Annotated in this window: 32 protein-coding genes; all 32 read left to right on the forward strand. The window is 52.5% G+C overall.

Annotation, left to right across the window (positions count from 1 at the left end; all coding sequences use genetic code 11):
- The first annotated feature begins 14 nt into the window (after positions 1–14).
- The 32 genes from AB8615_RS03025 to AB8615_RS03180 all read left to right on the forward strand — a co-directional run bounded on the left by AB8615_RS03025 (position 15) and on the right by AB8615_RS03180 (position 25,261).
- Positions 15–1,541 carry a monovalent cation/H+ antiporter subunit D family protein gene (locus AB8615_RS03025; RefSeq protein ID WP_418152625.1) on the forward strand — a complete coding sequence of 509 codons (1,527 nt, stop codon included), beginning with the start codon at positions 15–17 and terminating at the stop codon, positions 1,539–1,541.
- Between the two features lie 2 nt (positions 1,542–1,543).
- Positions 1,544–1,948 carry a hypothetical protein gene (locus AB8615_RS03030; protein ID WP_418152626.1) on the forward strand — a complete coding sequence of 135 codons (405 nt, stop codon included), beginning with the start codon at positions 1,544–1,546 and terminating at the stop codon, positions 1,946–1,948.
- The gene (locus AB8615_RS03035; RefSeq protein WP_418152628.1) at positions 1,921–3,033 is read left to right on the forward strand and encodes a proton-conducting transporter membrane subunit; all 1,113 of its coding nucleotides are present in this window, start codon (positions 1,921–1,923) and stop codon (positions 3,031–3,033) included. Before AB8615_RS03030 ends, AB8615_RS03035 begins: the two co-directional genes overlap by 28 nt.
- Positions 3,030–3,380: a hypothetical protein gene (locus AB8615_RS03040; RefSeq protein ID WP_409433469.1), complete on the forward strand. Its 351-nt coding sequence runs from the start codon at positions 3,030–3,032 to the stop codon at positions 3,378–3,380. Before AB8615_RS03035 ends, AB8615_RS03040 begins: the two co-directional genes overlap by 4 nt.
- Positions 3,380–5,131, forward strand: a complete 1,752-nt coding sequence (locus tag AB8615_RS03045; RefSeq protein WP_409433470.1) for a Na(+)/H(+) antiporter subunit D — start codon at positions 3,380–3,382, stop codon at positions 5,129–5,131. Before AB8615_RS03040 ends, AB8615_RS03045 begins: the two co-directional genes overlap by 1 nt.
- The gene (locus AB8615_RS03050; RefSeq protein ID WP_409433471.1) at positions 5,128–5,544 is read left to right on the forward strand and encodes a MucR family transcriptional regulator; all 417 of its coding nucleotides are present in this window, start codon (positions 5,128–5,130) and stop codon (positions 5,542–5,544) included. Before AB8615_RS03045 ends, AB8615_RS03050 begins: the two co-directional genes overlap by 4 nt.
- 166 nt (positions 5,545–5,710) lie before the next feature.
- A complete protein-coding gene (locus AB8615_RS03055; RefSeq protein ID WP_418152631.1) occupies positions 5,711–6,220 on the forward strand; it encodes a PAS domain-containing protein in 510 nt (169 codons plus the stop codon).
- A 135-nt stretch (positions 6,221–6,355) separates the two neighbouring features.
- The gene (locus AB8615_RS03060; protein WP_409433473.1) at positions 6,356–6,700 is read left to right on the forward strand and encodes a helix-turn-helix domain-containing protein; all 345 of its coding nucleotides are present in this window, start codon (positions 6,356–6,358) and stop codon (positions 6,698–6,700) included.
- Positions 6,694–7,446: a DUF6456 domain-containing protein gene (locus AB8615_RS03065; RefSeq protein ID WP_409433474.1), complete on the forward strand. Its 753-nt coding sequence runs from the start codon at positions 6,694–6,696 to the stop codon at positions 7,444–7,446. The genes AB8615_RS03060 and AB8615_RS03065 overlap by 7 nt, the downstream gene beginning before the upstream one ends.
- 40 nt (positions 7,447–7,486) lie before the next feature.
- The gene (locus tag AB8615_RS03070; protein WP_409433475.1) at positions 7,487–7,843 is read left to right on the forward strand and encodes a hypothetical protein; all 357 of its coding nucleotides are present in this window, start codon (positions 7,487–7,489) and stop codon (positions 7,841–7,843) included.
- Between the two features lie 48 nt (positions 7,844–7,891).
- Entirely contained in the window at positions 7,892–9,052 is a 1,161-nt protein-coding gene (locus AB8615_RS03075; RefSeq protein WP_418152634.1) for a DNA-packaging protein, read from the forward strand.
- Between the two features lie 97 nt (positions 9,053–9,149).
- A complete protein-coding gene (locus AB8615_RS03080) occupies positions 9,150–9,587 on the forward strand; it encodes a hypothetical protein (protein WP_409433477.1) in 438 nt (145 codons plus the stop codon).
- 157 nt (positions 9,588–9,744) lie between these two features.
- Positions 9,745–10,944 (forward strand): phage portal protein, encoded by a 1,200-nt coding sequence (locus tag AB8615_RS03085; RefSeq protein WP_409433478.1) that lies wholly within the window; start codon positions 9,745–9,747, stop codon positions 10,942–10,944.
- On the forward strand, positions 10,937–11,197 hold the full coding sequence (locus AB8615_RS03090; RefSeq protein WP_409433479.1) for a hypothetical protein: 261 nt from the start codon (positions 10,937–10,939) through the stop codon (positions 11,195–11,197). Before AB8615_RS03085 ends, AB8615_RS03090 begins: the two co-directional genes overlap by 8 nt.
- A gap of 10 nt (positions 11,198–11,207) precedes the next feature.
- On the forward strand, positions 11,208–11,684 hold the full coding sequence (locus AB8615_RS03095) for an HK97 family phage prohead protease (RefSeq protein ID WP_409433480.1): 477 nt from the start codon (positions 11,208–11,210) through the stop codon (positions 11,682–11,684).
- Positions 11,674–12,894: a phage major capsid protein gene (locus AB8615_RS03100; protein ID WP_409433481.1), complete on the forward strand. Its 1,221-nt coding sequence runs from the start codon at positions 11,674–11,676 to the stop codon at positions 12,892–12,894. Before AB8615_RS03095 ends, AB8615_RS03100 begins: the two co-directional genes overlap by 11 nt.
- Positions 12,895–12,984: 90 nt before the next feature.
- A complete protein-coding gene (locus AB8615_RS03105; RefSeq protein ID WP_409433482.1) occupies positions 12,985–13,542 on the forward strand; it encodes a head-tail connector protein in 558 nt (185 codons plus the stop codon).
- Complete coding sequence (locus tag AB8615_RS03110) at positions 13,539–13,856, forward strand: phage head closure protein (RefSeq protein WP_409433483.1); 318 nt, start codon at positions 13,539–13,541, stop codon at positions 13,854–13,856. The genes AB8615_RS03105 and AB8615_RS03110 overlap by 4 nt, the downstream gene beginning before the upstream one ends.
- Positions 13,853–14,275 (forward strand): DUF3168 domain-containing protein, encoded by a 423-nt coding sequence (locus tag AB8615_RS03115; RefSeq protein ID WP_418152638.1) that lies wholly within the window; start codon positions 13,853–13,855, stop codon positions 14,273–14,275. Before AB8615_RS03110 ends, AB8615_RS03115 begins: the two co-directional genes overlap by 4 nt.
- Positions 14,276–14,283: 8 nt before the next feature.
- Complete coding sequence (locus AB8615_RS03120; protein WP_409433485.1) at positions 14,284–14,694, forward strand: phage major tail protein, TP901-1 family; 411 nt, start codon at positions 14,284–14,286, stop codon at positions 14,692–14,694.
- A complete protein-coding gene (locus AB8615_RS03125) occupies positions 14,695–15,024 on the forward strand; it encodes a GTA-gp10 family protein (RefSeq protein WP_409433486.1) in 330 nt (109 codons plus the stop codon).
- Positions 15,011–15,208, forward strand: coding sequence for a phage tail assembly chaperone (locus AB8615_RS03130; protein WP_409433487.1), 198 nt, complete (start codon positions 15,011–15,013; stop codon positions 15,206–15,208). The genes AB8615_RS03125 and AB8615_RS03130 overlap by 14 nt, the downstream gene beginning before the upstream one ends.
- Complete coding sequence (locus AB8615_RS03135) at positions 15,205–15,612, forward strand: phage tail tape measure C-terminal domain-containing protein (RefSeq protein WP_409433488.1); 408 nt, start codon at positions 15,205–15,207, stop codon at positions 15,610–15,612. The genes AB8615_RS03130 and AB8615_RS03135 overlap by 4 nt, the downstream gene beginning before the upstream one ends.
- Before the next feature lie 32 nt (positions 15,613–15,644).
- Positions 15,645–16,283, forward strand: a complete 639-nt coding sequence (locus AB8615_RS03140; RefSeq protein WP_409433489.1) for a phage distal tail protein, Rcc01695 family — start codon at positions 15,645–15,647, stop codon at positions 16,281–16,283.
- The gene (locus AB8615_RS03145) at positions 16,276–16,935 is read left to right on the forward strand and encodes a DUF2163 domain-containing protein (RefSeq protein ID WP_418152641.1); all 660 of its coding nucleotides are present in this window, start codon (positions 16,276–16,278) and stop codon (positions 16,933–16,935) included. Before AB8615_RS03140 ends, AB8615_RS03145 begins: the two co-directional genes overlap by 8 nt.
- Positions 16,936–16,976: 41 nt before the next feature.
- The gene (locus AB8615_RS03150) at positions 16,977–17,384 is read left to right on the forward strand and encodes an NlpC/P60 family protein (RefSeq protein ID WP_418152643.1); all 408 of its coding nucleotides are present in this window, start codon (positions 16,977–16,979) and stop codon (positions 17,382–17,384) included.
- A gap of 2 nt (positions 17,385–17,386) precedes the next feature.
- Positions 17,387–21,154 carry a baseplate multidomain protein megatron gene (locus AB8615_RS03155; protein WP_418152645.1) on the forward strand — a complete coding sequence of 1,256 codons (3,768 nt, stop codon included), beginning with the start codon at positions 17,387–17,389 and terminating at the stop codon, positions 21,152–21,154.
- Positions 21,155–21,183: 29 nt separating this feature from the next.
- Positions 21,184–22,086 carry a DnaJ C-terminal domain-containing protein gene (locus AB8615_RS03160; protein ID WP_409433493.1) on the forward strand — a complete coding sequence of 301 codons (903 nt, stop codon included), beginning with the start codon at positions 21,184–21,186 and terminating at the stop codon, positions 22,084–22,086.
- 81 nt (positions 22,087–22,167) lie between these two features.
- On the forward strand, positions 22,168–22,512 hold the full coding sequence (locus AB8615_RS03165; RefSeq protein WP_409433494.1) for a PepSY domain-containing protein: 345 nt from the start codon (positions 22,168–22,170) through the stop codon (positions 22,510–22,512).
- A 35-nt stretch (positions 22,513–22,547) separates the two neighbouring features.
- Positions 22,548–23,222, forward strand: coding sequence for a response regulator transcription factor (locus tag AB8615_RS03170; protein ID WP_418152647.1), 675 nt, complete (start codon positions 22,548–22,550; stop codon positions 23,220–23,222).
- 12 nt (positions 23,223–23,234) lie between these two features.
- Positions 23,235–24,617, forward strand: a complete 1,383-nt coding sequence (locus AB8615_RS03175) for an ATP-binding protein (protein ID WP_409433496.1) — start codon at positions 23,235–23,237, stop codon at positions 24,615–24,617.
- Positions 24,618–24,622: 5 nt separating this feature from the next.
- Positions 24,623–25,261: a DUF938 domain-containing protein gene (locus AB8615_RS03180; protein WP_418152649.1), complete on the forward strand. Its 639-nt coding sequence runs from the start codon at positions 24,623–24,625 to the stop codon at positions 25,259–25,261.
- Positions 25,262–25,283: the final 22 nt, after the last annotated feature.

Below are 25,283 nucleotides of genomic sequence, written 5' to 3' on the forward strand. Positions count from 1 at the left end.
GTCTATGCTTGATTATGTTCCTGAATGGATTTTGGTTCACGGTACCGGCTTTCCTCATTGTGCTGCCATTGCTGATGGCGGCGATCACAGCTATTTTGCCCAAGCGACAATTAGCGTGGAGTGTCGCCTTTTTTGTCTCCGTCATTTGCACGGTGACAGCCTTAGCGCTTGCGCTCAACAATCTACAAAACGGCGTGACAGTATATCCGATGGGGGGCTGGGCGCCGCCACATGGTATCTCGCTCGTGATAGATGCGCTGAGCGCGCCGGTTCTCATTTTGATTGCGTTCATGGCGGTCGTCTCGCTCGTCTATGCGCTGCCTGCGACTATGGCAGAAATAGAGCCAAAGAAGCGAGCCGCTTATTATGCAGCTTTTCTTCTGTGTATGGCGGGTTTGCTTGGCATGGTCGTCACAGGCGATGCGTTCAATGTCTTTGTTTTCTTAGAAGTCAGCTCGATCTCGACCTATGTCTTGGTCGCCATGGGGGCTGCGCGTGATCGTCGAGCCTTATCTGCGGCGTATAATTATTTAATTCTAGGGTCTATCGGCGCGACGTTTTTCGTCATCGGCATTGGATTTTTATACATGGAGACAGGCACGCTAAATATGGCGGATATGGCGCGTATCCTTGCAGACCTCGACGGCGGATCGCGCGTGGCAAAAGTCGCTTTCGGCTTCATCATAGTAGGGTTGGGATTAAAGCTCGCAATGTTCCCACTGCATACATGGTTGCCTGGCGCCTATGCTTATTCCCCGACACATGTCACGACCTTCCTCGCATCCACGGCGACAAAAGCCGCTCTGTATTTGCTCGTCCGTTTCGTCTTCACAGTCTTCAATCCTGAGTATGATTATGTCGAGACTATTCTGACCTTCGTCCTTGTGGGGCTGGGAGTGTTCGGCATGATCTTCGCCTCGCTCCAAGCGATATTCCAGACGGATGCGCGGCGGATGTTGGCCTTTTCTTCCGTGGCGCAAGTCGGCTATATGCTGCTGGGTATTGGGATTGCGACAGTTGCTAGTGTGGGCGCAGGGTATCTGCATTTGCTCAATCATGCGATTATTAAAGGCGGCTTATTCTTGGCTGTCGGGGCGATGTGGTATCGCTTCGGGATTACGCGAACGGTGAATTTTAAAGGCTTGTCCAAGACGATGCCGTGGACGATGGGCGCATTTCTTGTGTCAGGCTTATCTTTGATTGGTGTGCCGTTCACGGCTGGTTTTGTATCTAAGGTGCAACTCGCACAAGCCGCTGCAGCCTCGGGCGCATGGTGGGCGGTTGGGGTGATCGTGTTATCATCTATTTTGGCCTTGGTATATATCGGGCGAATTTTGCTCGACGCATATTTCCAAGACCCACCCATCGTCAACGGCGCACCCGCTGTGAGAAATGAAGCGCCCTTATTAATGCTGGCCCCAATGTGGTTGCTGGCCATTTTATCCATCGCGATTGGGTCAAATATTTTAGGTCTCGGCGATCTGCTAGTTGAAACATCAGAGCGCGCGGCATCCTTTGTGCTGCCAGGTATGGGAGACTAGCCATGACCCTGACCCCACAACTCGCGCTCGCCCTGATCCTTATCATCCCGCTAGTCGCGGCTGCCTTGATCCCGCTTGCCGGAAAATATCAAAATATTCGCGAAGGCATTACCTTAGTCGCTGGCGCATTACTGCTCGCCACTGTTGGTTACCTGTGTGTTCAAGTCGCAGACGGTGTTCGGCCAGAACTACACCTCGGCACTTTCGCGGGCAGCTTTGATGTGCGTCTAAAATTAGAGCCACTGGGCGCAACATTTGCCGCCATTGCCAGTTCGCTCTGGATCGTCAATTCGCTCTTTACCCTCGGCTATATGCGCGGGAATAAAGAAAAAATCAGACACGATTTTTTGCCTTCGTCGCCATCGCAATTTTCGCCGCTATGGGTATTGCGGCCTCCGCAAACTTGATCACGCTGTTTATCTTTTACGAAGCCCTCACAATTTCGACGTTCCCGCTAGTGACACACAAAGGCGATGCCAAGGCTAAGCGTGGCGGGACAATTTATGCCTTGATCCTGATGGGTACATCGCTCGCGCTGCTCCTACCAGCCGTGATCGGTACGCAAGTTATCGCGGGCACGACGGAGTTCCAGGTCGGCGGGGTTTTTCCAGAAGGAACAAGCCTTTTGGCAACGTCCATCCTGCTATTCCTCTTTGCATTCGGCATTGGCAAAGCGGCCTTGATGCCCGTTCATCCTTGGTTACCTAATGCCATGGTTGCGCCGACCCCTGTTTCCGCATTGCTACACGCTGTGGCGGTTGTGAAGGCGGGTGTGTTCACCATGCTGAAAGTGGTGGTATTTACATTCGGGCCAAGTCTCGCGGCGGAAACGCCTGCGTCAACAGTACTGTCTTGGATTGCTGCGATTTCTATCGTGGTGGCCTCCATCATTGCGCTGCGGCAAGACAATCTAAAAGCGCGTCTGGCCTATTCAACCGTTTCGCAGCTCTCTTACGTCACCTTAGGGGCGATGCTCGCAGTGCCTATGGGTATCATTGGCGGCGGACTGCAAATCGTCATGCATGCTTGGGGTAAAATTACGTTGTTCATGTGCGCGGGGGCGATTTACACGATTGCGCACCGCACAAAGGTGAGTGAATTAGATGGCTTAGGACGGACAATGCCGTGGGTGTTCGGGGCGTTTCTGGTCGGGTCGCTCTCCATTATTGGTATCCCACCCATGGGGGGGTCATGGGCAAAATTTTACCTCATGGCTGGCGCGCTAGATAGCGGGAAAGCTATCCTGATCGCGGCATTGATAGTCTCGTCTATTCTCAACATTATCTATTTAATTCCTGTCGCGGTGCGCGGCTTTATGAAACCTGCGGCGAACCCTGATGATGACGCACATATTGCAACTCTGCGCGGGAAGCATTTATGGGTTATTATCCCGCCAGTGATCACAGCTCTCGGTTCGCTTTTCTTGTTTTTCTTCGCGGGCGGGATCGTTGATTTCCTTGCACCAATTCTACCGGGAGGGCTGCTGCCATGAGCGATCGAGAGTTAGTCGACCATTCCGCAGAGGGTGTGCATCCCGCAGCCAAACCGTTTTTGTTTTTGGGTCGCGAAGGTGTCAAACGCAACTTCATATGGTTGCCGCTTATTGGGCTTTTGGCCTGCAGTGTTTTGGGCGTTATGTATCCTCAAAAACATCCGCTCCCCTATGAAGAAAATATCCCAGGCAGCTGGGCGATTTACGGATTTTTGGCCTATAGCTTCATTGTATTTGCTGCAGGGCCATTATTCAAACTTCTTGCACGTGATGAGAGCTATTACGGAGAAGGCGGATTGCCTGACCCCGATTACTCGACCGAGCATCTGCATGAGGGAGAGCATTGATGTTTGATCTCATGCAAATAAATCCTGGGCTATGGGTTGTAATAGCGGGCGTCATTTGCGCCTTGATTCCTAAAACTGGGGCCACGGGCTTCTTGCGCAAAATCCTCGTACTCGGCGCCCCCATTTTGGCAGGCGCATTGATTTATCAAATGTATTTTGGCCAAGATATTGGCTCTGACGGCGTTATCGGCGGGAAACTGCTTTTTGGCGGGATTGAGCTAACGACGCTACGCATTGACCGCCTCAGCCTTGTCTGGGGATTCCTCTTCTGCCTCGCTGGTGTGATTAATGCGATTTACGGTCTCCACGAAAAGTGCCGTATTACCGATAGTTCTGCGCTAGTATATACGGGTGCCGCGATCGCGGGTGTCCTGGCGGGCGACATGATTACACTGTTTATCTTCTGGGAATTGACGGCGATTTCGTCGGTCTTCTTAATCTGGAAGGGCGGCGAACACGCCTATGCAGCGGGGCTGCGTTATCTTGCGATTCATGTGCTATCGGGCGTGATGCTCCTCGCGGGGGCTGTGATGTTTGCCCGCGCTAATGGTGGAGATTTCACCTTCGGTTATATCGGACTAGACGCACCAGGTGGCTTGCTTCTGCTGCTCGCCATGGGGATTAAGTGCGGTTTCCCGATGCTGCACATGTGGATGCAGGACGCCTATCCCAAAGCCTCGATCACAGGCACGGTCATCCTCGCCAGTTTCACGACAAAGTTTGCGATCTATGCGCTTGCAAGGGCTTTCCCGGGCACAGATATTCTGATCTGGATCGGGTGTATTATGACATGCTTCCCCGTATTCTTTGCGGTGGTGGAGAACGATCTGCGCCGCGTGCTAGCCTATTCCCTGAACAACCAGCTTGGCTTTATGGTCGCGGGTATCGGGATCGGGACGACGATGGCAATGAACGGCGTGGTCGGGCAAGTCTTCGTCCACGTTATCTTTAAAGGTCTCCTTTTTATGTCCATCGGAGCCGTCATGTATCGCACTGGAACAGCCAAAGCGTCAGAGCTTGGCGGGTTGTTCAGGTCTATGCCGTTCACGGCTGTGCTGTGCTTGATAGGGGCTGGGTCGATTGCGGCCTTCCCATTATTGGCGGCCTTTGTGACCAAGTCGATGATCCTTGCCGCTGCCGTGGAAGAACATCTTTATATCCCCTTCCTGATGATGCTGTTCGCATCTGCTGGTGTGATGGAACATTCGGGCATTAAAGTGCCGCACTTCACTTTCTTCGCGCATGATAGCGGGCGGCGAGTGAAAGAAGCGCCGTGGAATATGCTTGTCGCCATGAGCCTTGCTGCAATCCTCTGCATTGTTTTGGCATGGCCGTGGGGTGGCTACCAAATGCTCTACGCGCTCATGCCGTATGAGACGGATTACAAGCCCTATACGGTTGACCACGTGGTCTTCCAGATGCAGTTGCTTTTCGCGGCTATCTTCGCCTTTACGCTTCTCAAGCGGTTCAAGCTCTATCCAGCCGAACGTCGGGCTGAGATTTTAGACGCTGATTGGCTTTACCGCAAAGTGGGACTAAACATCGCCTTGTGGGGTTCTGCTATGTGGACGCGTTTGGGGGCCAATATCACGCGTCTGCGCGACGCAACCCTCGGCAAAGCGGGTAAGCGCCTATATCAAACTTTCAGCCCTGCGGGTGGCTTATCGCAATCAACGCCGTCTGGTCTGCCAGCCGCTCTCATCGCAGGTGTCTTGGTGTTGGTTTTGGTGTTGGAATATATCACCCCGTGAGTGAGTTAAGCCAAAAGCAGAAAACAGCTTTGCTGCGCCACACATCTGATATTGTCTCCGCGATTGCGGGCCAAGGACAGGTCAACCCAAACGATCTGCCGAGCCTGATCCAGACTGTTTATGATAGTCTGGAAAGCGCAGCGTATAGCGAAGTGACCGCCACCCCCGAAGTGCGTCCTGATCCAGCCGTGCCCATCGCTGACTCCTTACGTGACGACGTCATTATCTGCCTCGAAGATGGTCAGCCGTTTCAGTCGCTCAAACGGCACTTACGGGTGAAGTATAACCTGACGCCTGACGAATACCGTCAAAAATGGGGTTTACCTAAAGACTATCCCATGGTCGCGCCTGATTATGCGAAGCGCCGATCCGCCCTCGCAAAGCGAACGGGCCTTGGGAAAAACAAGCGCTGAGTCGATAAATCGCCAATCGAATCGGATGCGATATAAAAAACGAGTCATTTTGCGACATTTGACCTGCAATATGGTTAACAAACCCTTGATGTCGTCTCAGAACACCTAAAAACCTTAGATGTGGGAAGGGCGCAACCTCCCGCACAAAGGGACAAAGGGGACAGGCGTGCTATCAGGCAATGCGCTTCGGCATCAAATAATTCTGCCAGAACAACAGGCATTTTACGACTATTGGCGATCACAATGTCGCGAAAATGCATTGCCTTCGCGACATGACATCAAGCCAGAAGATATTTCCGTACAGTTGCCGATGACAAGCCTGGTCGAGCGACGCCCTTCTGCCTCTGGTCATCGTTATCATATCCGCCTGGCAGGCACAGGTTTTTGGAATCTTTACGGCGCAGAAATTCAAGGTCGCCATATTGATGAATTACCCATTGGGTGTCGCGTTGATTATTGGACACGCGTTTTGGATCAAGTAATAGAAACCCGTAAACCCTATGTCGGTGTGACGAAGCCCAACACGCCCAATGGCTCTCATATGGCGCAGTTTTGGGTGCGGGTTCCGCTTTCCGATAACGGGCGCGATATTAATATGATCCTCGGTTATGATCACCTCGTAAAGCTCTCTGATGTCGCCGACCAAAAGGTGACTGAGACAAAAATTTACGCCTAAAAACAAATATTTAAAAATATTATCATGTGAATAAATTCCTATTAAGCTTGACTCTTGAGGTTAAATAGTAGGAATATAATCCTCTTATTCGTTGTTGCAGCTAAAGTGACGAACCCGCGAATAAAGAGGTTTTTCATGCGCCGTTCTCAATCTGTCCCCGAAGACATTCCTCGGGCCTTGCTCACTGTTGCTGCTGTCTCGTTAGAGTTTGGCCTGCCTGATTTGTCGATCAGCGGTCATCGCCGTGGTGATACGCAACACTGTTTCGCGCGCCAAGTGGCGATGTATCTGCTGCATGTCACCTATAACGTGACACTGACCCGCACTGCGCAGCTGTTTTCCAAGGATAGGTCAACGGTTTCCCATGCCTGTAATGTCGTGGAGGACAGTCGCGACGACCCCGTTTTTGACCGCAAAATATCTAAGCTTGAGAGCTTTCTCGCCCAAGCGCCGATGCGGTTGGAGGCGGAATTATGCTAAGTGAACGCGACCAGAAGTTTATCAAACGTATGATTGCCGAGCGGGCCGTGATCAATGTGACTGTGCGCGCCGATGCTTATCAAGTGTTCCCGAATGGTGATCGACGCCGCCGCACGGGCGTATTTTGGGTTCAGCACGATCGGCTGCAGCGTTTGCTGGCTGAGGGTGCATTGGATCGCACGCCCAAAGGCTATGTCGTTCGCCCGTCATTAGAGCGCCGTTTGAAGAATACTAAAATTTCAACATCTTCAGTCGATGGTCAGCACTATGATCTTGAAGAACGAGATATTTTCATCCCCGGCGGGTCTATTCGCAAAGCCAACCTAAATCGACGTAACAGTGCGCTTGAAAGACTGGCGCGCAAACGGGGCCGAGATGGTCGATTGATCCTCCGGGCGTGTGAAGTGGAAGCGGGTCGGCGCCTTGCAAAAGACTATGCCATGGCTGGGGCAGGACATGTCTCAACACAAAATTACGACACCGCTGGCGTCGATGGCGGCCGCCGTGCAGACGCGCAGGAAAATACTATCTTGTCCCACATGACAGCCAAGACGCGTCTGCTCGCGGCTCGCGCGGCATTGGGTGATGGGTTGGAAAATGCTGTGATCGCTGTCTGCTGCCGCGACGAGTCGCTCGACTCTGTTGAACGCGCAGAACGCTGGGTAAAATCCAGCGGGCTAAGTATCCTCAAAATCGGCCTCGCAAGATTAGTTACTCTTTACGGCACGGAAGCGGGCAGTCGCTAAGACGTATCCACGGTCCCTGGGCGCGGCATACTCTGTTCAGATGACAGAGCCAATTTCCGATCAACCCCTGCAAGATGCGCTCACTCATCTCTTGGCCCAGATCGCCGCATTATCCAATGATGCAGCTGGGCCGCCTGCTGAGATGGAGAGGCTAGCAAAATCCGTTTCGGCTCACCTGAAATCCATTAGCGATATTCAAAGCCATAATGAGCGCGTTGCCGCACACAGATTTGAGAGCCAATATACGCGATATGAAGACATCCCGCCCCCCAGTCCCGCCGACCGCGCGCGCTTCGTGGCACGCCTACAAAAGCTCTATGCTGAGGTCTTATCTGACGCCGACATTGAAGACATTCTTTCACCGTATGACGACGGCCGACCTCCTTCAGCATCTTGAAAACTGGGACAATCACGCGCGGGCGGACCAGATTGAACCTGACTTAGATTGGGCGATCTGGCTACTGATGGGGGGCGGGGGTCTGGCAAAACGCGTGCGGGTGCAGAGTGGATCCGCGAGCGCGTGGCTTGGGGAGGCTGCCGACATATCGCCCTTGTCGCGCCAAACCTAAGCGATGGCCGAGAGGTGATGTTGAACGGGGATAGTGGGTTGCTGCGCATTGGCTATCCGAGCGAGCGTCCTCAATACATTAGTTCGCGCCGCCGCCTTGAATGGCCAAATGGTGCGGTGGGGCATATCTTTTCTGCCGAAGATCCTGACAGTTTGCGTGGGCCGCAATTTGATGTGGCGTGGGCGGACGAGTTTTGCGCGTGGCGCCATCCCGATGAGACCCTATCAAATTTACGTCTAGCCTTGCGGTTGGGCGATGATCCAAAATTAGTTGTCACGACGACGCCGCGGCCTATTCCTGCGCTAAAGAAGCTTCTACAAACGCCTGACCTTGTAATCAGCCGCGCCAAGACTTCTGATAATGCACGGCATCTCGCAGCTAGTTTTCTTGAGGCTATGGCGCAGACCTATGGTGGCACGCGTCTCGGACGGCAGGAATTAGATGGGGATTTAATTGAGGATCATCCGGGTGCGCTTTGGACGCGACACGTGATTGATGCTGCGCGGATTGCTGCGGCGCCAGAACTCTCTCGCATTATCGTCTCAATAGACCCGCCCACGACCTCTGGTCCCAAAGCCGATCGATGCGGCTTAGTCGTGGCGGGGCGCGTGGGCGAAGGGCGAGATGCCAAAGCGTATATCCTGCAAGACGGATCGGAGCAGGGGCTTTCGCCTGAAGGATGGGCGCGACGAGCCATAGCGCTTTTTCATACATGGGAAGCGGATTGCCTGCTGGCGGAGACCAATCAAGGCGGGGATATGATCCGCACGATCTTGGCCCAAATCGATCCCAATATTCCGCTTCGCACAGTCCATGCCAGTCGCGGAAAAATCACACGCGCCGAGCCTGTTGCTGCGCTCTATGAGCAGGGCCGAGTCCGTCATGTTGGACAATTTTCCGAATTAGAAGATGAACTGGCTATGATGGGATCACCGGTTATGCGCGGCAGTCCTGACCGCGTCGACGCACTGGTTTGGGCCGTTTCACACCTGCTGATTGCAAACACAGCTTCACCGCGTATTCGTGGCCTTTTTTAGTGCAGTTCAGGCTTAAAGCCGCCACATTTCAACTCAAATTAAGACCTCGTTAATCATGTCCTTTCATTATCTGCGGGCATGACGTTGAGGAGTGGGAATGCGTCACATTCGGAAATCCAAGCAGGTTCAGCAGTTGCAAGAGCAGCTGGCTGATACTAATTCTGAACTAGGCTATCTCAACCGTGCGCTGGCGATACAGATGATTTCTCTAGCGACGCAGACGGGTGAGACCGAACCCTTGTCGGAGGCCGTGACGGCGCTGCGGTCAGCCCAGGCTTATTACTCGTTCGAGACATGCCCGCGTGAGCATGCGGAAATACAGCAGGCTTTGGCTGACACGCTTCTGCTGCTGGGCAAAGCCAATCAAGACAAAGCGGCTTTGGAAAAAGCCAAGCAAGCCTATCGCGGCGCAATTACATTAGCTTCAATGTTGGGTGATGAGCGCATGCGGGCCGATTTGCGCAGCAATTATAAACTCACAATGACATTGTTGGGACAGCATACGAAGACTGCATCCCTGTTTAAGGTTGCCTAGACTTATTTAATTACAGTCACTTAGTAGAGAATGCGCGAGACGTATCCGCGCCGTTCTATTTGCCCCTATAAAACACCCATCGACGAAATTGTGTCTTGAGCCGCTGAGCGGTTGGAGCGCTGATTTCAATAGCTCTGGTTGATAGGACATCCCGTTTATGAAAAACCCGTTTCGTGGTCGCAAAGCGGCCACCTCTTTGCCCATGCCTACGGCCCCCATGCCCGAGACGAAAGGCGCCGCGCCCATCTTGGCATTGCAACTGACATCCAGTGCGCAGTGGACGCCGCGCGAATTTGGCGCGATGTCGCGCGAAGGCTATGCACGTAACCCGATTGCTTACCGCTGCGTGCGGATGATTTCCGAGGCTGCAGCCTCCGTTGCGCTGTGTGCGCGGCGCGATGGTCAGTGCGTGCCAGACGATCCTGTAGGGCGCTTGCTTGTGCGAGGTCACAGCCAGCAGTCAATTACCGAAGTCATGGAAGCCTTTTACGGCTATCTCCAGGTCAGTGGCGACAGCTATTTCGAAGCCGTTCTGAGCAGTGACGTGCCGATCATGTTGCGCGCCTTGCGTCCGGATCGCATGTCACTCGTCACGGATAAGGCAGGGCGAGTGCAGGGCTGGGATCACAATCTCGGTGGTGTAGCGCGACGCTTTCGCCGCGACGCTGCGACGGATCGCTGCGCCGTTCATCATATGCGTTTATTTAATCCGTCTGATGATTGCTTCGGTCTCCCGCCCTTGCAGGCGGCAGCACAAGCGGTTGATCTGCATAATCAAGGCGGGGAATGGGCGAAGGCTTTGCTCGATAATTCCGCCCGCCCGAGTGGTGCGCTGATCTACAAAGGCCAACCAGGCGAACATCTAACAGACGAACAATTTGAGCGTCTAAAGTCAGAGCTGGAGGGAAATTATAGCGGCCCCCAACATGCTGGGCGGCCTATGGTCTTGGAGGGTGGGCTGGATTGGAAGTCCATGAGCATGTCGCCCTCTGACATGGACTTCACGCAAACCCGCCGCGAAGCAGCTCGCGATATTGCATTGGCTTTTGGTGTGCCGCCTATGCTGCTCGGAATTCCAGGCGACAACAGCTACGCCAATTACCGTGAGGCCAATCAAGCATTTTGGCGTCAGACGATTATCCCCTTGGTGCAAAAAACGGCGCGAGGGTTGGAAGGCTGGCTGCAGCCGTTCTTCGGCGATGACCTGACAATTCACGCCGAACTCGAACATGTCCCAGCGATGGCCGAAGAACGCGCTGTGCTGTGGAAACGCCTGTCTGAAGCGACCTTTATTACAGATGATGAGCGCCGCATACTTGCAGGTCTCGCCAGTCAAGAGGCAGAATTCGATGAATAATGAGCGACCTATTATTTACCCGCCGCGCTTTGACCGCACAATCACTATGGGTTTGTTGCTCGCCGTCATTGCACAGACAGCAGGCGCTTTGATCTGGGCTGGGGCTGCGGAAGCGCGGCTCACGGCTTTGGAAATGCAAGCGGCACTCACGCCGGGCATATCAGAACGCCTCGCTCGGCTCGAAGGGCAAACCGATCAAATGGCGCAAAGCCTGCTGCGCATTGAGCGCGAGCTGATCAAGCCTCGAAACTAAGGATAATCCTATGGAAATGAGTTCTCCTGCTGACCTCCGCGTCAGTGGATATGCCAGCCTGTTCGGTCAGCCCGATCTGTCTGGCGACCAAGTTCAGCGCGGCGCATTTGCAGCTAGCCTACTCAAGCTTCCCGATGGGCGATTGCCCATGCTGTTCGGGCATGAGACCGATCAGCCCATCGGGGTCTGGGATAGGCTGTTGGAAGACCGATCTGGTCTATTTGTTTCAGGTCGTGTTTTTTCTGGCAGCGCGCGCTCGGAACGTGTGCGGCGGTGGATTGCTGAGGGTGCCGTCTCTGGCCTCTCTATTGGCTACCGCGTGCGCCGAAAATCACAGACGTCGCAAGGGCGTCTCTTACTCGACCTCGATCTTTGGGAGGTGTCCGTCGTCGCCTTCCCGATGCTGCGTTCTGCGCGGATCACGCAAATCGACGACGTTATTTCCCAAAACCCGACATCACAAAGGAGTCTAATTCGTGAGTCATAATTCAAACCTAGAGACCAAAATGGGCGGAGCAGAGATGAAACATGCGCAAGCAGATTTCGCCTCAACCTTCGCCGCTTTCAAAGACGCCAATGATCAGCGCCTCGCTGAGATTGAGAAAAAATCAACTGCGGACGTCCTGCTCGAAGACAAAGTGGCCCGCCTCAACGCGGCGCTTGATGTGCAAACAAAGACGATTGAAAACCTCTCCGTGTCGCTTTCGCAGCCAGGCATTGAGCCTCGCCAAACATCAGAAGCCAAATCGGCTTGGTCTTCATTCATCCGCACAGGCGATGCTTCTGCTTTGACCTCGCTGGAAGGCAAAATGACCGCCACTGATAATGAAGGCGGGTATATCGCTCCAGTCGAGACAGAGAGCCGCATCGACACTGTCTTGACCGAAACGTCCCCCATGCGACAGCTCGCGACGATCCGACGGATTGGTCACTGCGGCTATAAGAAACCTGTGACAGCAACGGGCGTCAGCTCTGGCTGGACAGGCGAGGCCGCTATGCCGCTTGGCAATTCTGCGCCCAACTTAGAGATCATCGACTTCCCTGTCGGCGAGCTTTACGCGATGCCCGCAGCGACACAGTCCTTGCTCGACGATAGCATTGCAGACGTCGATCAATGGCTGGCAGAAGAAGTGCGAGACGTGTTCTCGGCCCAAGAAACAGCCGCCTTCGTCAATGGCGACGGCGTCAACAAGCCCAAGGGCTTTATGTCCTATGCCCAAGTCGATAACGGCTCACAAAGCTGGGGTCAGATCGGCTCGATCGCAACAGGTGTGGCTGGCGGATTTAATCCGACGAACCCTGTCGATGATTTGCTCGACCTGATCTACGCGCCGAAATCGCGTTACCGTGCAGGGGCCAGCTTTGTCATGAACCGCCGCACGGTCAACGAAGTGCGTAAGTTCAAAGACGCTGATGGCAATTATATCTGGCAGCCATCTGTCGAAGCTGGAAAGCCTAGCACTCTGCTCGGCTATGCCCTGACAGAGATGGAAGACATGGCGGATATGGACACAGAAGAGGCGGCGATTGCCTTTGGTGATTTCCGTCGTGGCTACCTAATTGTTGACCGTCAAGGTGTCCGCGTGCTGCGCGATCCGTTCTCTGCCAAGCCGTATGTCTTGTTCTACACAACCAAGCGCGTGGGCGGTGGTGTGCAGGATTTCGACGCGATCAAAGTCCTCAAGGGCGCGGCATAGCCCCGCTCACCTGACTAAAAAACCGATCCGAAAGCCGCGCTCTGTGCGGCTTTTTTTATGACCCTAGCCCATCTTAGAGGAGGACACCCCATGCGAATTTTTGACATAAACCCGCCGCCCACAGAACCGATTACACTCGAAACGGCCAAGACGTTTCTGCGTGTTGACCATGACTATGAAGACACACTGATATCCGGTTTCATTCGATTTGCGCGCGAAAAAGTAGAACGCGAGACGGGACTTTCCCTCATCACACGGGCGCAGACTCTGGCGCGCAATTTGCCCAAAGGCAAATCGACTTACTTGAACTGCTATCCCGTTTTAGAGATCACGACGGCCCGAGTTATCACCGAGACTGATACATTAGAAGTTTCAGACAGTGCATTTCGAGCGAACCGTAAGGCGCGCCCTGTACCAATCACGTTAACCTCTGGGCAAAATTGGCGCAGCGCATTTCCAGATGGTCAAGGCATAGAAATCGATTTTGTTGCGGGTTTTGGGCCAACGCCAGACGATATTCCAATGCCTTTGCGGCAAGCCATGCTGTTGTTAATCGCGCAGGCTTATGAACATCGCGGCGATATTGATGCGCCGACGCCGATGATGGTTGATGCTTTGCTGATGCCTTACCGGGGGATGCGGCTATGATTGGGCAATTACGTGTGCGGCTTGGTCTATATACGCCGTCGGAAACGCAAGATGAATTTGGCGGCGCATCTCGAGTTTGGAATTTCAAACGACAGCTCTGGGGCGCGATTACACCGAAATCTATCACAGAGGTTCGGGACAATGGTCGGCTGACGGTGACGCAGTCCTATAAAGTCACGATCCGCCATATTTCGCCTTTCCCAGAGCGGGCAAGGTTGATCTGGGGCGATCGTATTTTACGCGTTGTCGCGGCGTCCGACCCTGACACTCGTCGAGAGCGGCTCCATCTCATCTGTGAGGAGGAAGCGCTATGAGTGTCTCGTCCAATGCTACGAAACTCGCCAAGCTGGTTCACGCTGTTCTTAGCGCGGACCAAACGCTGCAAACCCTGCTTGGCGATCCACCACGCCTATATGACGCGGCGCCGGAAGATCCCGTTTACCCCTATCTGACCTATGGCCCGCTGCGGTCATCAGACGATAGTGGCGATGGGGTTAGCTTGTCTAACCATCAGATGAGCTTGCATATTTGGTCCCGATATGCGAGCCGCGCGGAGGTGTTTACTCTGCTAAGTCATGTCGAAAACGCATTACTGTCTGCACGTGGCCAATCATCGGAGAACGCACGAATAAGTCGTGCAACGGTGATCTATGCCGATGTCATGCGCGCCACAGATGGCCGCACATTGCATGGCTTACTGCGCCTCTCACTCACTCTTGAAACCGAATTATAGGAGGTCCCATGGCGGCCCAACGCGGGAGCGATATGCTCCTTAAAATTAAAAATGACGCAGGTGATTACGTCACCGTAGCGGGACTTCGCACAAAAAATTTTCGTCTCAATTCGCGACCTGTTGATATTACCGACACGGGATCTGTGGATGGGTGGAAAGAATTGCTGCCAGGCGCAGGCACAAAATCTGTCGAGATCAGCGGGGCAGGAGTGTTTCGCGATGGGGCGTCGGATGCTTTGATGCGGCAAGCCTTTTTCGAACAATCAGTAATCGAGTGTCAGTGCATCATCCCAGACTTTGGGACTCTGACGGGCCCGTTCATTTTGAGTGCGCTGAGTTATTCGGGCACCTATCAGGGTGAGGCTAGCTTTGATGTGTCACTTGTGAGTGCTGGCGTTCCGCAATTTGCAGCCTTCTAAATGATAGCAAGCTATCAAGGTTATCAGCCCGGTGATCAGTCTATTGTGATTGCTGGCGATACCTACCACCTTCGCCTCACGCTTGGAGCGTTAGCCGAAATATCGGCGCGTTTCGGAGGTGGGGGACCGCTGCATCTGGCGCAGGTTTTTCGAAATCTCAACGATGATGCAGCGCGCACGTTGCTAGCCTGTCTTTTGCGTCCTTGTCTCCCCTCCGAGGATGTGGACAGGCTAGCAGCCTCTGCGAGTTCGCCTGAAATAGCTGCCGCTATGTCGGCCATCACAGAGATAATAAACAAGACATTTAGAGGTGAAAATGCGCCAAAGTGATTGGCCGTTTGAGGCATGGCTGCGCTTTGCTGTGCGACAAATGAATATGCCTCCAAACGTCTTTTGGGGCACGTCTGTGCATGACTGGTTTACGATTTTAAACACCAGCATGTCCCCAAATTTGAACCGCGCAGAGTTAGACATTCTTTGCCAAAAATTTCCCGATGAAGTGGATGAATTATGACTGAGCCAAATGATGCGGCGCGTGCCTTGGATGCCTTTTCTAAAGGCCCGGCAATCGAAGCGGCTGATGATCTCGCGCAGGCCTTCGAGCTCGCGGGGGACAGGATAGCGAATGCGTTTGAACGCGCTGCGCGATCTGGTGAGTTCTCATTTAATGCTTTGGCTGAAAGTGTTTCACGTGACCTTGCACGGCTCGCAATTAATGAGTTGGTGACCGCACCGCTGCAATCTCTTGTCAGTGATATTGGCAAAGGATTGACAGGATCAAGCGCCAATTCAAAGCCTCCTATTACTGTCAATATGACAATTAATTCTACAGGATCATCTGCGGGTTTGAAACAATCAGAGGCGCAGATTGCGACCCGCTTGGCCCAAGCTGTCGCCCGCGGACAGGCACGAAATTAGCGTGCAGTTTTATTTAACTAGAAAGACATAATATGTCAGATTTTCACAATGTGCATTTCCCGTGGCACTTGGCTTTTGGCTCACGTGGTGGACCAGAACGCTTCACCGATATTGTAGAGCTCGCGAGCGGGGCGGAAGCTCGCAATACAACAAAACGTCATTCCCGACGTCAATATCAGGCGACAATCGGCGTTAAGTCCTATGAAGAAGTCACTGAAATCATATCTTTTTTTGAAGAACGTCGCGGGCGACTACATGCTTTTCGGTTTCGCGACAAAACAGACTTCTCAACTGCAAAGCCAGATGAAGGTATTACGGCAACTGATGAAGTCTTAGGTATAAGTGATGGGCAGATGACTCAGTTTCAACTGATGAAATCATATGGCCTTGGTGCCTTCGTTTATCACAGAGAGATAACCAAACCACGTGCTAGCTCAGTTGTGATTGCTATCGAGGGTATGATTATTCCACCGAGAGATTACACCGTCAGCGATATGACTGGCATAGTCAAATTCTCCAAACCTCTTCCAGCAGGTGCAGTCATCTCTGCAGGGTTTGAATTCGATGTGCCAGTTAGATTTGATACAGATAAACTAGATATTGTTCACGACGATTACGGCGCACTGCAGATATCTGAGCTGCCATTGATCGAGGTATTTGACCATGGTTGAATTAATACCGACCTTTAAAACTCATCTTGCGCAGACAGCTACGACACTATGTTCAGCCTGGGAATTAAAGCTTCCAAATGGCAAGGCGTACGGTCTAACTAATCACGACGCACCGTTTTTCCTTAACGGCACAAACTACATACCTCAGGCGAGTTTATCAGCAACTGATAGCGATCACCGTCTCAACTTTCAAAGCGATGGTGGTAGCTTTACGGCGTTATTTGATCTGCCAGAACTTACCGCGCAATCACTTCAAGATGGTTATTTGGATGATGCGGTATTGACGCAATATACATTGAATTGGCAGCGTCCAGAAGATTACGTCATCGCTGCCTCTGGGCGTATCGCAAACCTGAAAATATCTGACCATGGATTCTCTGCGGAATGGGTCGGACACGCGTCAAAGTTAGAGCGTAATACCGGGCGTGTTTTTTCGCAAGGTTGCGATGCTAGCTTAGGGGATGCGCGGTGTGGCGTGAATCTTAACGCTCTACCGACTGGTATGACATGCTCAAAAACACTCTCGGCCTGTCGCGATCAATTTGAGAACGCTTCTAATTTTCGGGGCTTCCCCTACCTACTTGGCGATGACGCTTTGCAGGCAGCACCGCAAATCGGCGAAAGACGCGATGGTAGTTCGCGTTACAAGTAGTGTCAGATCCAAAGACGCGGGCTGCTGCGCTGGCGGTAGCAATGGACTGGCGCGATACACCTTATCAGCATCAAGCGAGTGTCAAAGGCGCAGGCACGGATTGTCTGGGTCTGATACGCGGTATCTGGCGCGAGCTTTACAATAATGAGCCAGAAATAGCGCCGAGATACACCCCTGACTGGAGCGATGTGTCGGGAGAAGAAATCCTGCTTGCTGCTGCGAAGCGGTGCCTCGTTCCTATTGCGACTGCGGACACCCTTCCAGGCGATGTTATGCTGTTTCGGATGACGGAAGGGGCGCCGTGTAAACACATCGGCATCAAAGCCAGCCAGACAACTCTGATCCACGCATATTGGGGCAAAGCCGTCACTGAGAGCTTCCTCGTCCCGTATTGGCAGCGCCGTTGGGTGCATAGCTTTGCCTTCCCACCCCTGTCACAGAAAGACTAATTATGACAACTTTGGCCGTATCCGCCGCACAATTTATCGGCAATTCCCTTGTGCAAGTTGGCGCTACCGTTGCGCAAACAGCCGCCAGTCAAGCCATTAGCAATATTTTTGATGACCGCACATTTGAAGGCCCACGACTTGAGAGCTTTCACTTACAGACCTCCCGCGATGGTGCGCCAATGTCCCGAGTTTATGGCCGTATTCGTCTGGCAGGACAGGTGATTTGGGCGTCTCGTATTCGCGAAACATCAGAAGAAACGCGTGTTGGTAGCGGAAAAGGAGGCGGGCCAACACAAAAAACCTATAGTTATACAATCAGTTTTGCGATTGGCTTATGCGAAGGCGAGATCCTTGGGGTTGACCGTATTTGGGCGAATGGTGCGCCGCTTCAAACGCGTGATTTGACTATTCGCGTCAATAGAGGACAGGAAGATCAACATCCCGACCCAATTATTGCGGCCACCGAATCATCTGATGTGCCAGCGTTTCGTGGGACGGCTTACTTAGTCTTTGAAGATTTCCCGCTGGATGGTTTCGGGGGGCAACTGCCACAAATTAACGCCGAAGTTATCAGTGTCCCTAAGAGCGAGGATAGTCCGCGCTTGGAAAATTTGATCCAGAGTGTAAACCTTCTGCCTGGCTCAGGCGAATATGCGTACGCGACCTCGATTGTCGAAGAAACGCCGCAGCCCGGTGTTTCGCGCCCCATCAACATGAACAATTTGACTGGCAAGGCTGATATAGAACTGGCCTTAGACCAACTCCAGACGCAACTTCCAAATTGTAAAAATGTCTCGATAATTGCGTCGTGGTTCGGGACGGATTTGCGCTGCGGGGCGTGCGAAATTAAACCTGGCGTGGAGAGTCGTGACCGTGTTGTGCCAGACAATGCTTGGCGAGTTGGCTCTGATACGCGCGGGAATGCTTATTTGGTGAGCCGCGATGCGGATGGCCGTCCTAACTATGGCGGGAGCCCCAGCGACGCTAGCTTGATCGAAGCCATCCGTGCATTAAAGCAACGCGGGCTGGAAGTGACATTATACCCCTTCGTGCTGATGGATATTCCAGAGGGATCAGGGCTTCCCATGCCAGGTGGTGGGGGGCAGCAACCAGCTTTTCCTTGGCGCGGACGCATCACGGGAACGGAAGATAAAAATACGGAGACGAACGCGCAAATAGAGGCCTTCTTCGGGGCCGCGACTGCCGCTGGTTTTTCAAACACGACAGGGTCAAGCAATAAAAGTTCGACGGATTATCGATACCGTAACTTTATCCTTCATCACGCAAATCTATGCCGTCGGGCAGGTGGAGTTGACCGCTTTATTCTAGGGTCAGAAATGCGAGGTTTGACGACTTTGCGCGATATAAATAATACTTTTCCTGCTGTCACAAAACTAGCGGAATTAGCAAGCGATGTTCGGCAAATCCTAGGCCCACAAACAGGCATAACGTATGCTGCCGACTGGTCTGAATATTTTGGATTTCATCCGCAAGATAATAGTGGTGATGTCTTCTTTCATCTCGATGAGTTATGGGCGTCAGATGCCATTGATGCCATCGGGATTGATGCCTATTTTCCACTATCAGATTGGCGAGAAAACATCTCTCATCTTGATCAAGAGATTAGTGAAAACGGGTATGATAAATCTTACCTTGCCTCGCAGATTGAAGGCGGCGAGGGATATGATTATTTCTACGCAAATAACGTCGATCGCGACGCACAAAGCCGTAGCCCGATTACAGATGGTGCAGCACAAAAGGATTGGGTTTTTCGCTATAAGGATATTCGGAATTGGTGGTCAAATCTTCACTACAATCGCATAGGCGGCACGGAGGTTTCGCCCCCTACAAACTGGGTGCCACAAAGCAAACCTGTTTGGTTGTTAGAGGTAGGCTGCCCCGCTATCCATAACGGCGCTAATCAACCCAATGTTTTCTCTGATCCTAAAAGTTCAGAAGATAAATTACCCTATTATTCAGATGGATACAGGGATGACCTTATCCAACGGAATTATTTAGAAGCTCTAATTTCTTACTGGGCTGATATAGATAATAATCCCGATTCAAGTGTTTATTCTGGGCGAATGATAGACACGAAAATGGTGTCCGTTTGGGCGTGGGATGCGCGCCCTTATCCTGATTTTCCGGCCAGATTATCCGTGTGGTCTGATGGCAATAATTGGCAGACAGGCCATTGGATTTCTGGGCGTATGGGATTGGTTTCCCTGTCTTCCGTCATTACCGATTTAACGACGCAAAGCGGTGTTGAAAATATTGATGTCAGCCGTGTGTCTGGCCTACTCCAAGGCTATCACATTGACCGCCCCATGAGCGCGAGAGCGGCCCTAACTCCCCTCTTTGAAACTTATAACTTACAGCTGTCAGAGCGCGACGGCAAATTGCAATTTTCTAGTCGGGGCCAGACATCAAAACACGTGATTGAAGCGACCACTCTAGTAACTGATGACCGCGGGAATTTAATCGTGGAAAGGGACGACCCAGAGACGCAATTAAAAGACCTGCGAGTACATTTTATCGATGTGTCAAATGACTATCAATTAGGCTCTGTTGCGGCACGAAATCTTACGGCGCAAACCGTGCGTGTCAAAGACTTGCGTGTACCGATTGCGATGGATCGAAGCTTTGCGAATTATCTCGCGGATACACGGCTAACGGATCACCACTTGCAAATGGAGCGCGTCAGCTTTTCACTTCCTCCGAAGGCGGCGCTGAATATCCATGTCGGTGACCGTATACACTTTCCAGACCAAGCAGGCGAATGGGAGATAAATGCAATAGATGCGGGAACGGTTTACGGGATTTCGGCCTATCGCATTGCGACAGACGTTTCGCCCTACCAAGGTAGCCGATTGCCAAGCGTGACAACTGATCCGCTCTGGGTAAGCCGCCCTTTGTCGTTAGGATTTGATCTGCCTGGGAACAAAACTGGTTGCTGGGTTGGATCGATTATGGATCCATTCGAGCCACATAATGTGAGTATCGCAGGTCAAAAAGTATCAGTATCGGGGCCGCTTTGGATGGGCGCAAGTTTGACGACGTTATGGCGCGGGCCTGTTGGGCGTTGGGATTTTGGGCCTGATCTGGAGTTTTTCATGCCGCGTGCAGCCTTGTCAGGTTTACCTGATGATGTGATTTTGGCCGGTGAGAACCGATTTGCGATTGAGACTGATGCAGGCTGGGAAATACTGCAATGTGCAGACATCACACTCATCGCTCCCAATATTTACCGCGCTCGACGCTTTCTACGGGGGCTAAACGGTTCAGATGCGGATATGGTTGATGCTGTGCCTGCGGGCGCACGGATCATATATCTCGACCAAGGACTGACGCCTGTGACGCCTGGTGATGAATGGATTGGGGAAGTTTTGACGGCCACGCCGACCGTTCAGGGTCGCGCAGGCGACCCCTCAAGCTTCACATATAACGCCCGGGCGCTTCGCCCTTATGCGCCTGTTCACCTCACGGCAGAGTGCGTAGACGGCGCCCTAAACCTCCGCTGGATACGTCGCAGCCGGGTGAATGGAGATGGCTGGGTGGGAGCTGATGTTCCGCTAGGTGAAGATGTAGAAAGCTATCGCGTGCAGCGGTTCGATGCCGAACAACTCGTCCAAACTTGGGAAGTAGAGCAGCCACACTTCATCTTACCGGAACCGTTTAATGGGCGCTACACAGTCGCACAATTCTCTACTCTGTATGGTTGGGGCGCGGAGGCAGAAATCCTCATCAACACGGCGGGGACAGGGCTTTAATTCCTGCGCAAACTACTTAGATAGAGGGTATGGCGAAGAACCCTTATACCTTGCTCGGCGTTGAGAAAACTGCGACTGAAGCTGAAATACGCAAAGCTTATCGGGCTTTGGCGAAAAAGCTGCATCCTGATCTCAATCCAGACGACAAAAAATCTGAAGAACGCTTCAAAGAAGTCACGGCGGCCTATAACCTGCTATCGGATAAAAAACTACGGCAGCAATATGATACGGGCCAAGTTGATAGTAGCGGCCAGCAGCAAAACCCTTTCGCGGGCGGATTTCAACGTCGAGGTGGTGGCCCACAGGTTCAGACTGGATTTGGCGGAATGGGCGGTCAAGACGATATGGCCGACCTATTCTCGTCACTCTTTGGGATGAATATGAACGGTATGCGAGGCGGCATGGGACGCCAAAGCCCGCGGCCCCAAAAAGGGGCCGATATTCGCTATAAAATGACAATCGGCTTGAAAGACGCGCTCAAGGGTGGCGTCAAACCGCTTGGGCCCGATATGAAGGTCAAAATCCCTGCCGGTATCAAAGACGGTCAAACCGTGCGCATGCGCGGTAAAGGTAAGCCTGGCATAAATGGCGGGCCAGCGGGCGACGTCAAAGTCGAAATTGAAGTTTTGCCGCACAAATCTCTGCGCCGTGAAGGCGATAATCTCTATCTTGACCTGCCGATTTCGCTCTTTGAAGCTATGAATGGGGCAAAAGTAAAGATTGATATGCCGACAGGCACCGTGCAACTGAGTGTGCCAGCAGGCACGAATACTGGCAAGAAATTGCGCTTGAAAGGCAAAGGCGTGAAGGGTGGTGACTTGCTGATCACTCCCATCATTACACTGACGCAGGCTGAATTAGGCGATAAAGGGGCTATTGTGGCCTCACTCCCTGTTTCACAAGGTGAAGAATTGCGTCGATCACTTATTTGAGCTAGCACATATTTGAAGAGTATGAACCTGACCAAACTTGCTATTCAGACTTTGTTCAGGGGACTATTGTTAACAGGGCGCATGATGAAAACACGTAGGTATATGATTGCAGCCTTGTCTGCCGCGCTCTTGACCAGCGGAGCTATGTCAGCTCACGCTTCGTCAAAACCTGTAGAACCATCACTGTCTTTGAGCAAATCGCTATTTACCTCTAGTTTTGCGGCCCCGCAACAGACGCGCGACCTGCTCGCACAGCGTCAGATTTCGGCGTCTGATGCCAAATCTATTGCATTGCGCCGTGTTCGCGGCGGCGAAGTCGTCGATATTTCCAAAACAGGTAACACGTATCGTGTGCGTGTAATTGGCAAAGATGGTCGGGTTGTTGATGTTTATATTGACGCCACGACTGGACGCGTCAAAAGATAAGACACGACTACCGCCGCCAACCGCTGGAGCCCCCTATGCGTATTCTCGTCGTTGAAGATGATCAGGACTTATCACGTCAACTAAAACAGGCGCTCAAGGATATGGGCTATGCTGTCGATGTGGCGGCGGATGGTGAAGAGGGTCACTTTTTGGGCGATACCGAGCCGTATGACGCGGTGATCCTTGATCTCGGTCTGCCGCTGATTGACGGTGTGAGCGTGTTGCAAAAATGGCGAGCGGACGGGAAAACATTCCCTGTCCTCATCCTGACAGCACGGGATCAATGGTCAGAAAAAGTAGCGGGTTTCGATGCGGGTGCGGATGATTACCTCACCAAACCGTTCCATACGGAAGAATTGCTGGCGCGGTTGCGCGCGCTCCTGCGCCGAGCCTCTGGCCATTCAACGGATATGATAGAGATCGGCGAATTATCCGTGGATAACCGTTCTGCGCGGGCATTTGTCAGCGGTGTTGCGATCAAACTCACGAGCCATGAATTTCGCCTGCTGTCATATATGGCGGCCCATAAAGGCCGCGTAATTTCTCATACAGAACTTGTAGAGCATATTTACGATCAGGATTTTGACCGCGACAGCAATACGATCGAGGTTTTTGTAGGACGTCTGCGCCGTAAAATCGGGACAGACAGGATTGAGACTGTGCGCGGCCTCGGCTACCGCCTTGTTGATCCCGAAGAGAGCAAGGCTTAGCCTCGCGCCGTTATGGCGAATCGCTCTCTTGTTTCATCCCTTGTTCGCAGCGCAACTCTTTGGGCTGTGCCAGCGCTTTTGATCTCTGCGATTATTCTGACCTTACTCTATCGCGACACCATCTATCGCAGCTTTGATGCGCCGTTAGAGAGTGCGGTGACGTCATTGATTGCCTCTGCAGAAGTCGACGAATCTGGGGCTGTGCGTCTGACACGGGAACCGCAGGACGATGACTTTCAGCGGGCGTTATCAGGGCGGTATTGGTTGATTGGACGAGAAGTGGCTGGGGAGCCGCTAGACGTTTTGCTCGCCTCGCGATCCTTGTATGGTTCGACTTTGTCACTGCAAGATCACGCGACTTCTGATTTGCAAGAAAGGGCGGGGGATTTCATTCGGACATCTGCGGTCGGGCCTGATGCAAATGAACCGTTGCGTGTCCTGGCGCGGCAAGTTGTGCTGCCCAATATGGAGCAACCCGTGATCGTTCTCGCAGGGGCAGATCGCAGGCCAGTCTCGCGATCAATCAGCCGATTTGCGATCATCGCGATTTTGCTGTTAACAATGGTGACGCTTGGTTTGGTGGCGGCGATATGGGCGCAAGTGCGGATTGGCTTGAAGCCGCTTTTTGCTCTACGAGATCGTGTCGTCGATGTTAGGGAAGGGCATGCGGCGCAAGTGGACGGCGATTATCCGCCAGAAATTCAACCTCTTGCGATTGAGCTTAACTCATTGATTTCGCATAATAAAAATATCGTTGAGCGGGCGAGAACACATGTTGGAAATTTGGCTCATGCGTTGAAAACGCCACTAGCTGTTTTGCAAAATGAAGCGCGAAATCAGACCAAAACACCCTCAGACATCGTCTTGCGCCAGACCGAAACAATGGCCTCGCAAGTTGATCACCATTTACGGCGCGCTAGAGCGGCCGCGCGAGGTCAAGCGATTGGCGTAATGACTCCAATAGATGAGGTGATTGATGGGCTTGTGCGGACATTGCCACGTATCTACCGCGACAAAAATCTACAGATCAAAAAAACAGGTCAGAAAGGTCTGACTTTCCGCGGGGCTCGGAGGGATTTTGAAGAGATGGCCGGTAACCTGATGGACAATGCGGCGAAGTGGACAACTGAAACGATTGCGATCAATATCTCTCACATGTCAGATGATACACTCATGGAAATCACGATCGAGGATGACGGGCCAGGCTTGTCGGAGGCGGATTACGCTGAAGCGCTCAAACGAGGTGCGCGGCTTGACGAAGCGACGCCAGGCAGCGGGCTCGGCTTGTCGATTGTTGATGATTTGGCCAGCGCCTATAAAGGGCATATCTCCCTCGCAAAGTCAGAGCTTGGCGGGCTGAAAGCCACTCTCGTTTTACCGCGTGCGAAGGGGTAGGTTTTATGTCTGACAAGCCCCCGATTGCCCTAGAAGACCGCGACGCAAAAAAAGGTCGCTTATTTTCACCGAGTGCAGGTCGAAATAAAGACGTTATTGCAGATGTTCTCGCAGAGACGCTGGCTAAAAATTCGAAAGTCCTAGAAATTGCCTCTGGCACAGGGGAACACGGGATTGCGGCAATAGAAAAAAGACCCGACTTATTGTGGCAATTTTCTGATCCCGATGCAGCCTCTCGCGTTAGCCAGCAAGCCTGGATTGAACATGTCGGATTGGCGCTGACGTCTCCGATCAACCTCGACGTTACGGCGACGAATTGGGCTTCGCGTATGGGGCCATATGATGCGATCTTTTGCGCAAATATGATTCATATTGCGCCCTGGGCAGCCACTTTGGGTTTGGCTAACGGAGCGTCAGCGTGTGTCGCTGAAGGCGGCATTATTTGCTTATACGGACCGTTCTTAGAGGGCGAAGATTCGGCGCCCTCCAATCTCGACTTTGACCAATCCTTGAAATCCCGAAATCCCGCATGGGGTGTGAGAGATTTAGCAAGTGTTAAGCATATATTTGCAAAGCACGGGTTTAATCAGGTCACACGTCGGGACATGCCCAAAAACAACCTCTTTTTGCTGCTATCTCGATAAACACCACTAACATGACGCTTTC

It is taken from the genome of Litorimonas sp. RW-G-Af-16 (genome assembly GCF_048319245.1).
GTDB lineage: Bacteria > Pseudomonadota > Alphaproteobacteria > Caulobacterales > Maricaulaceae > Litorimonas.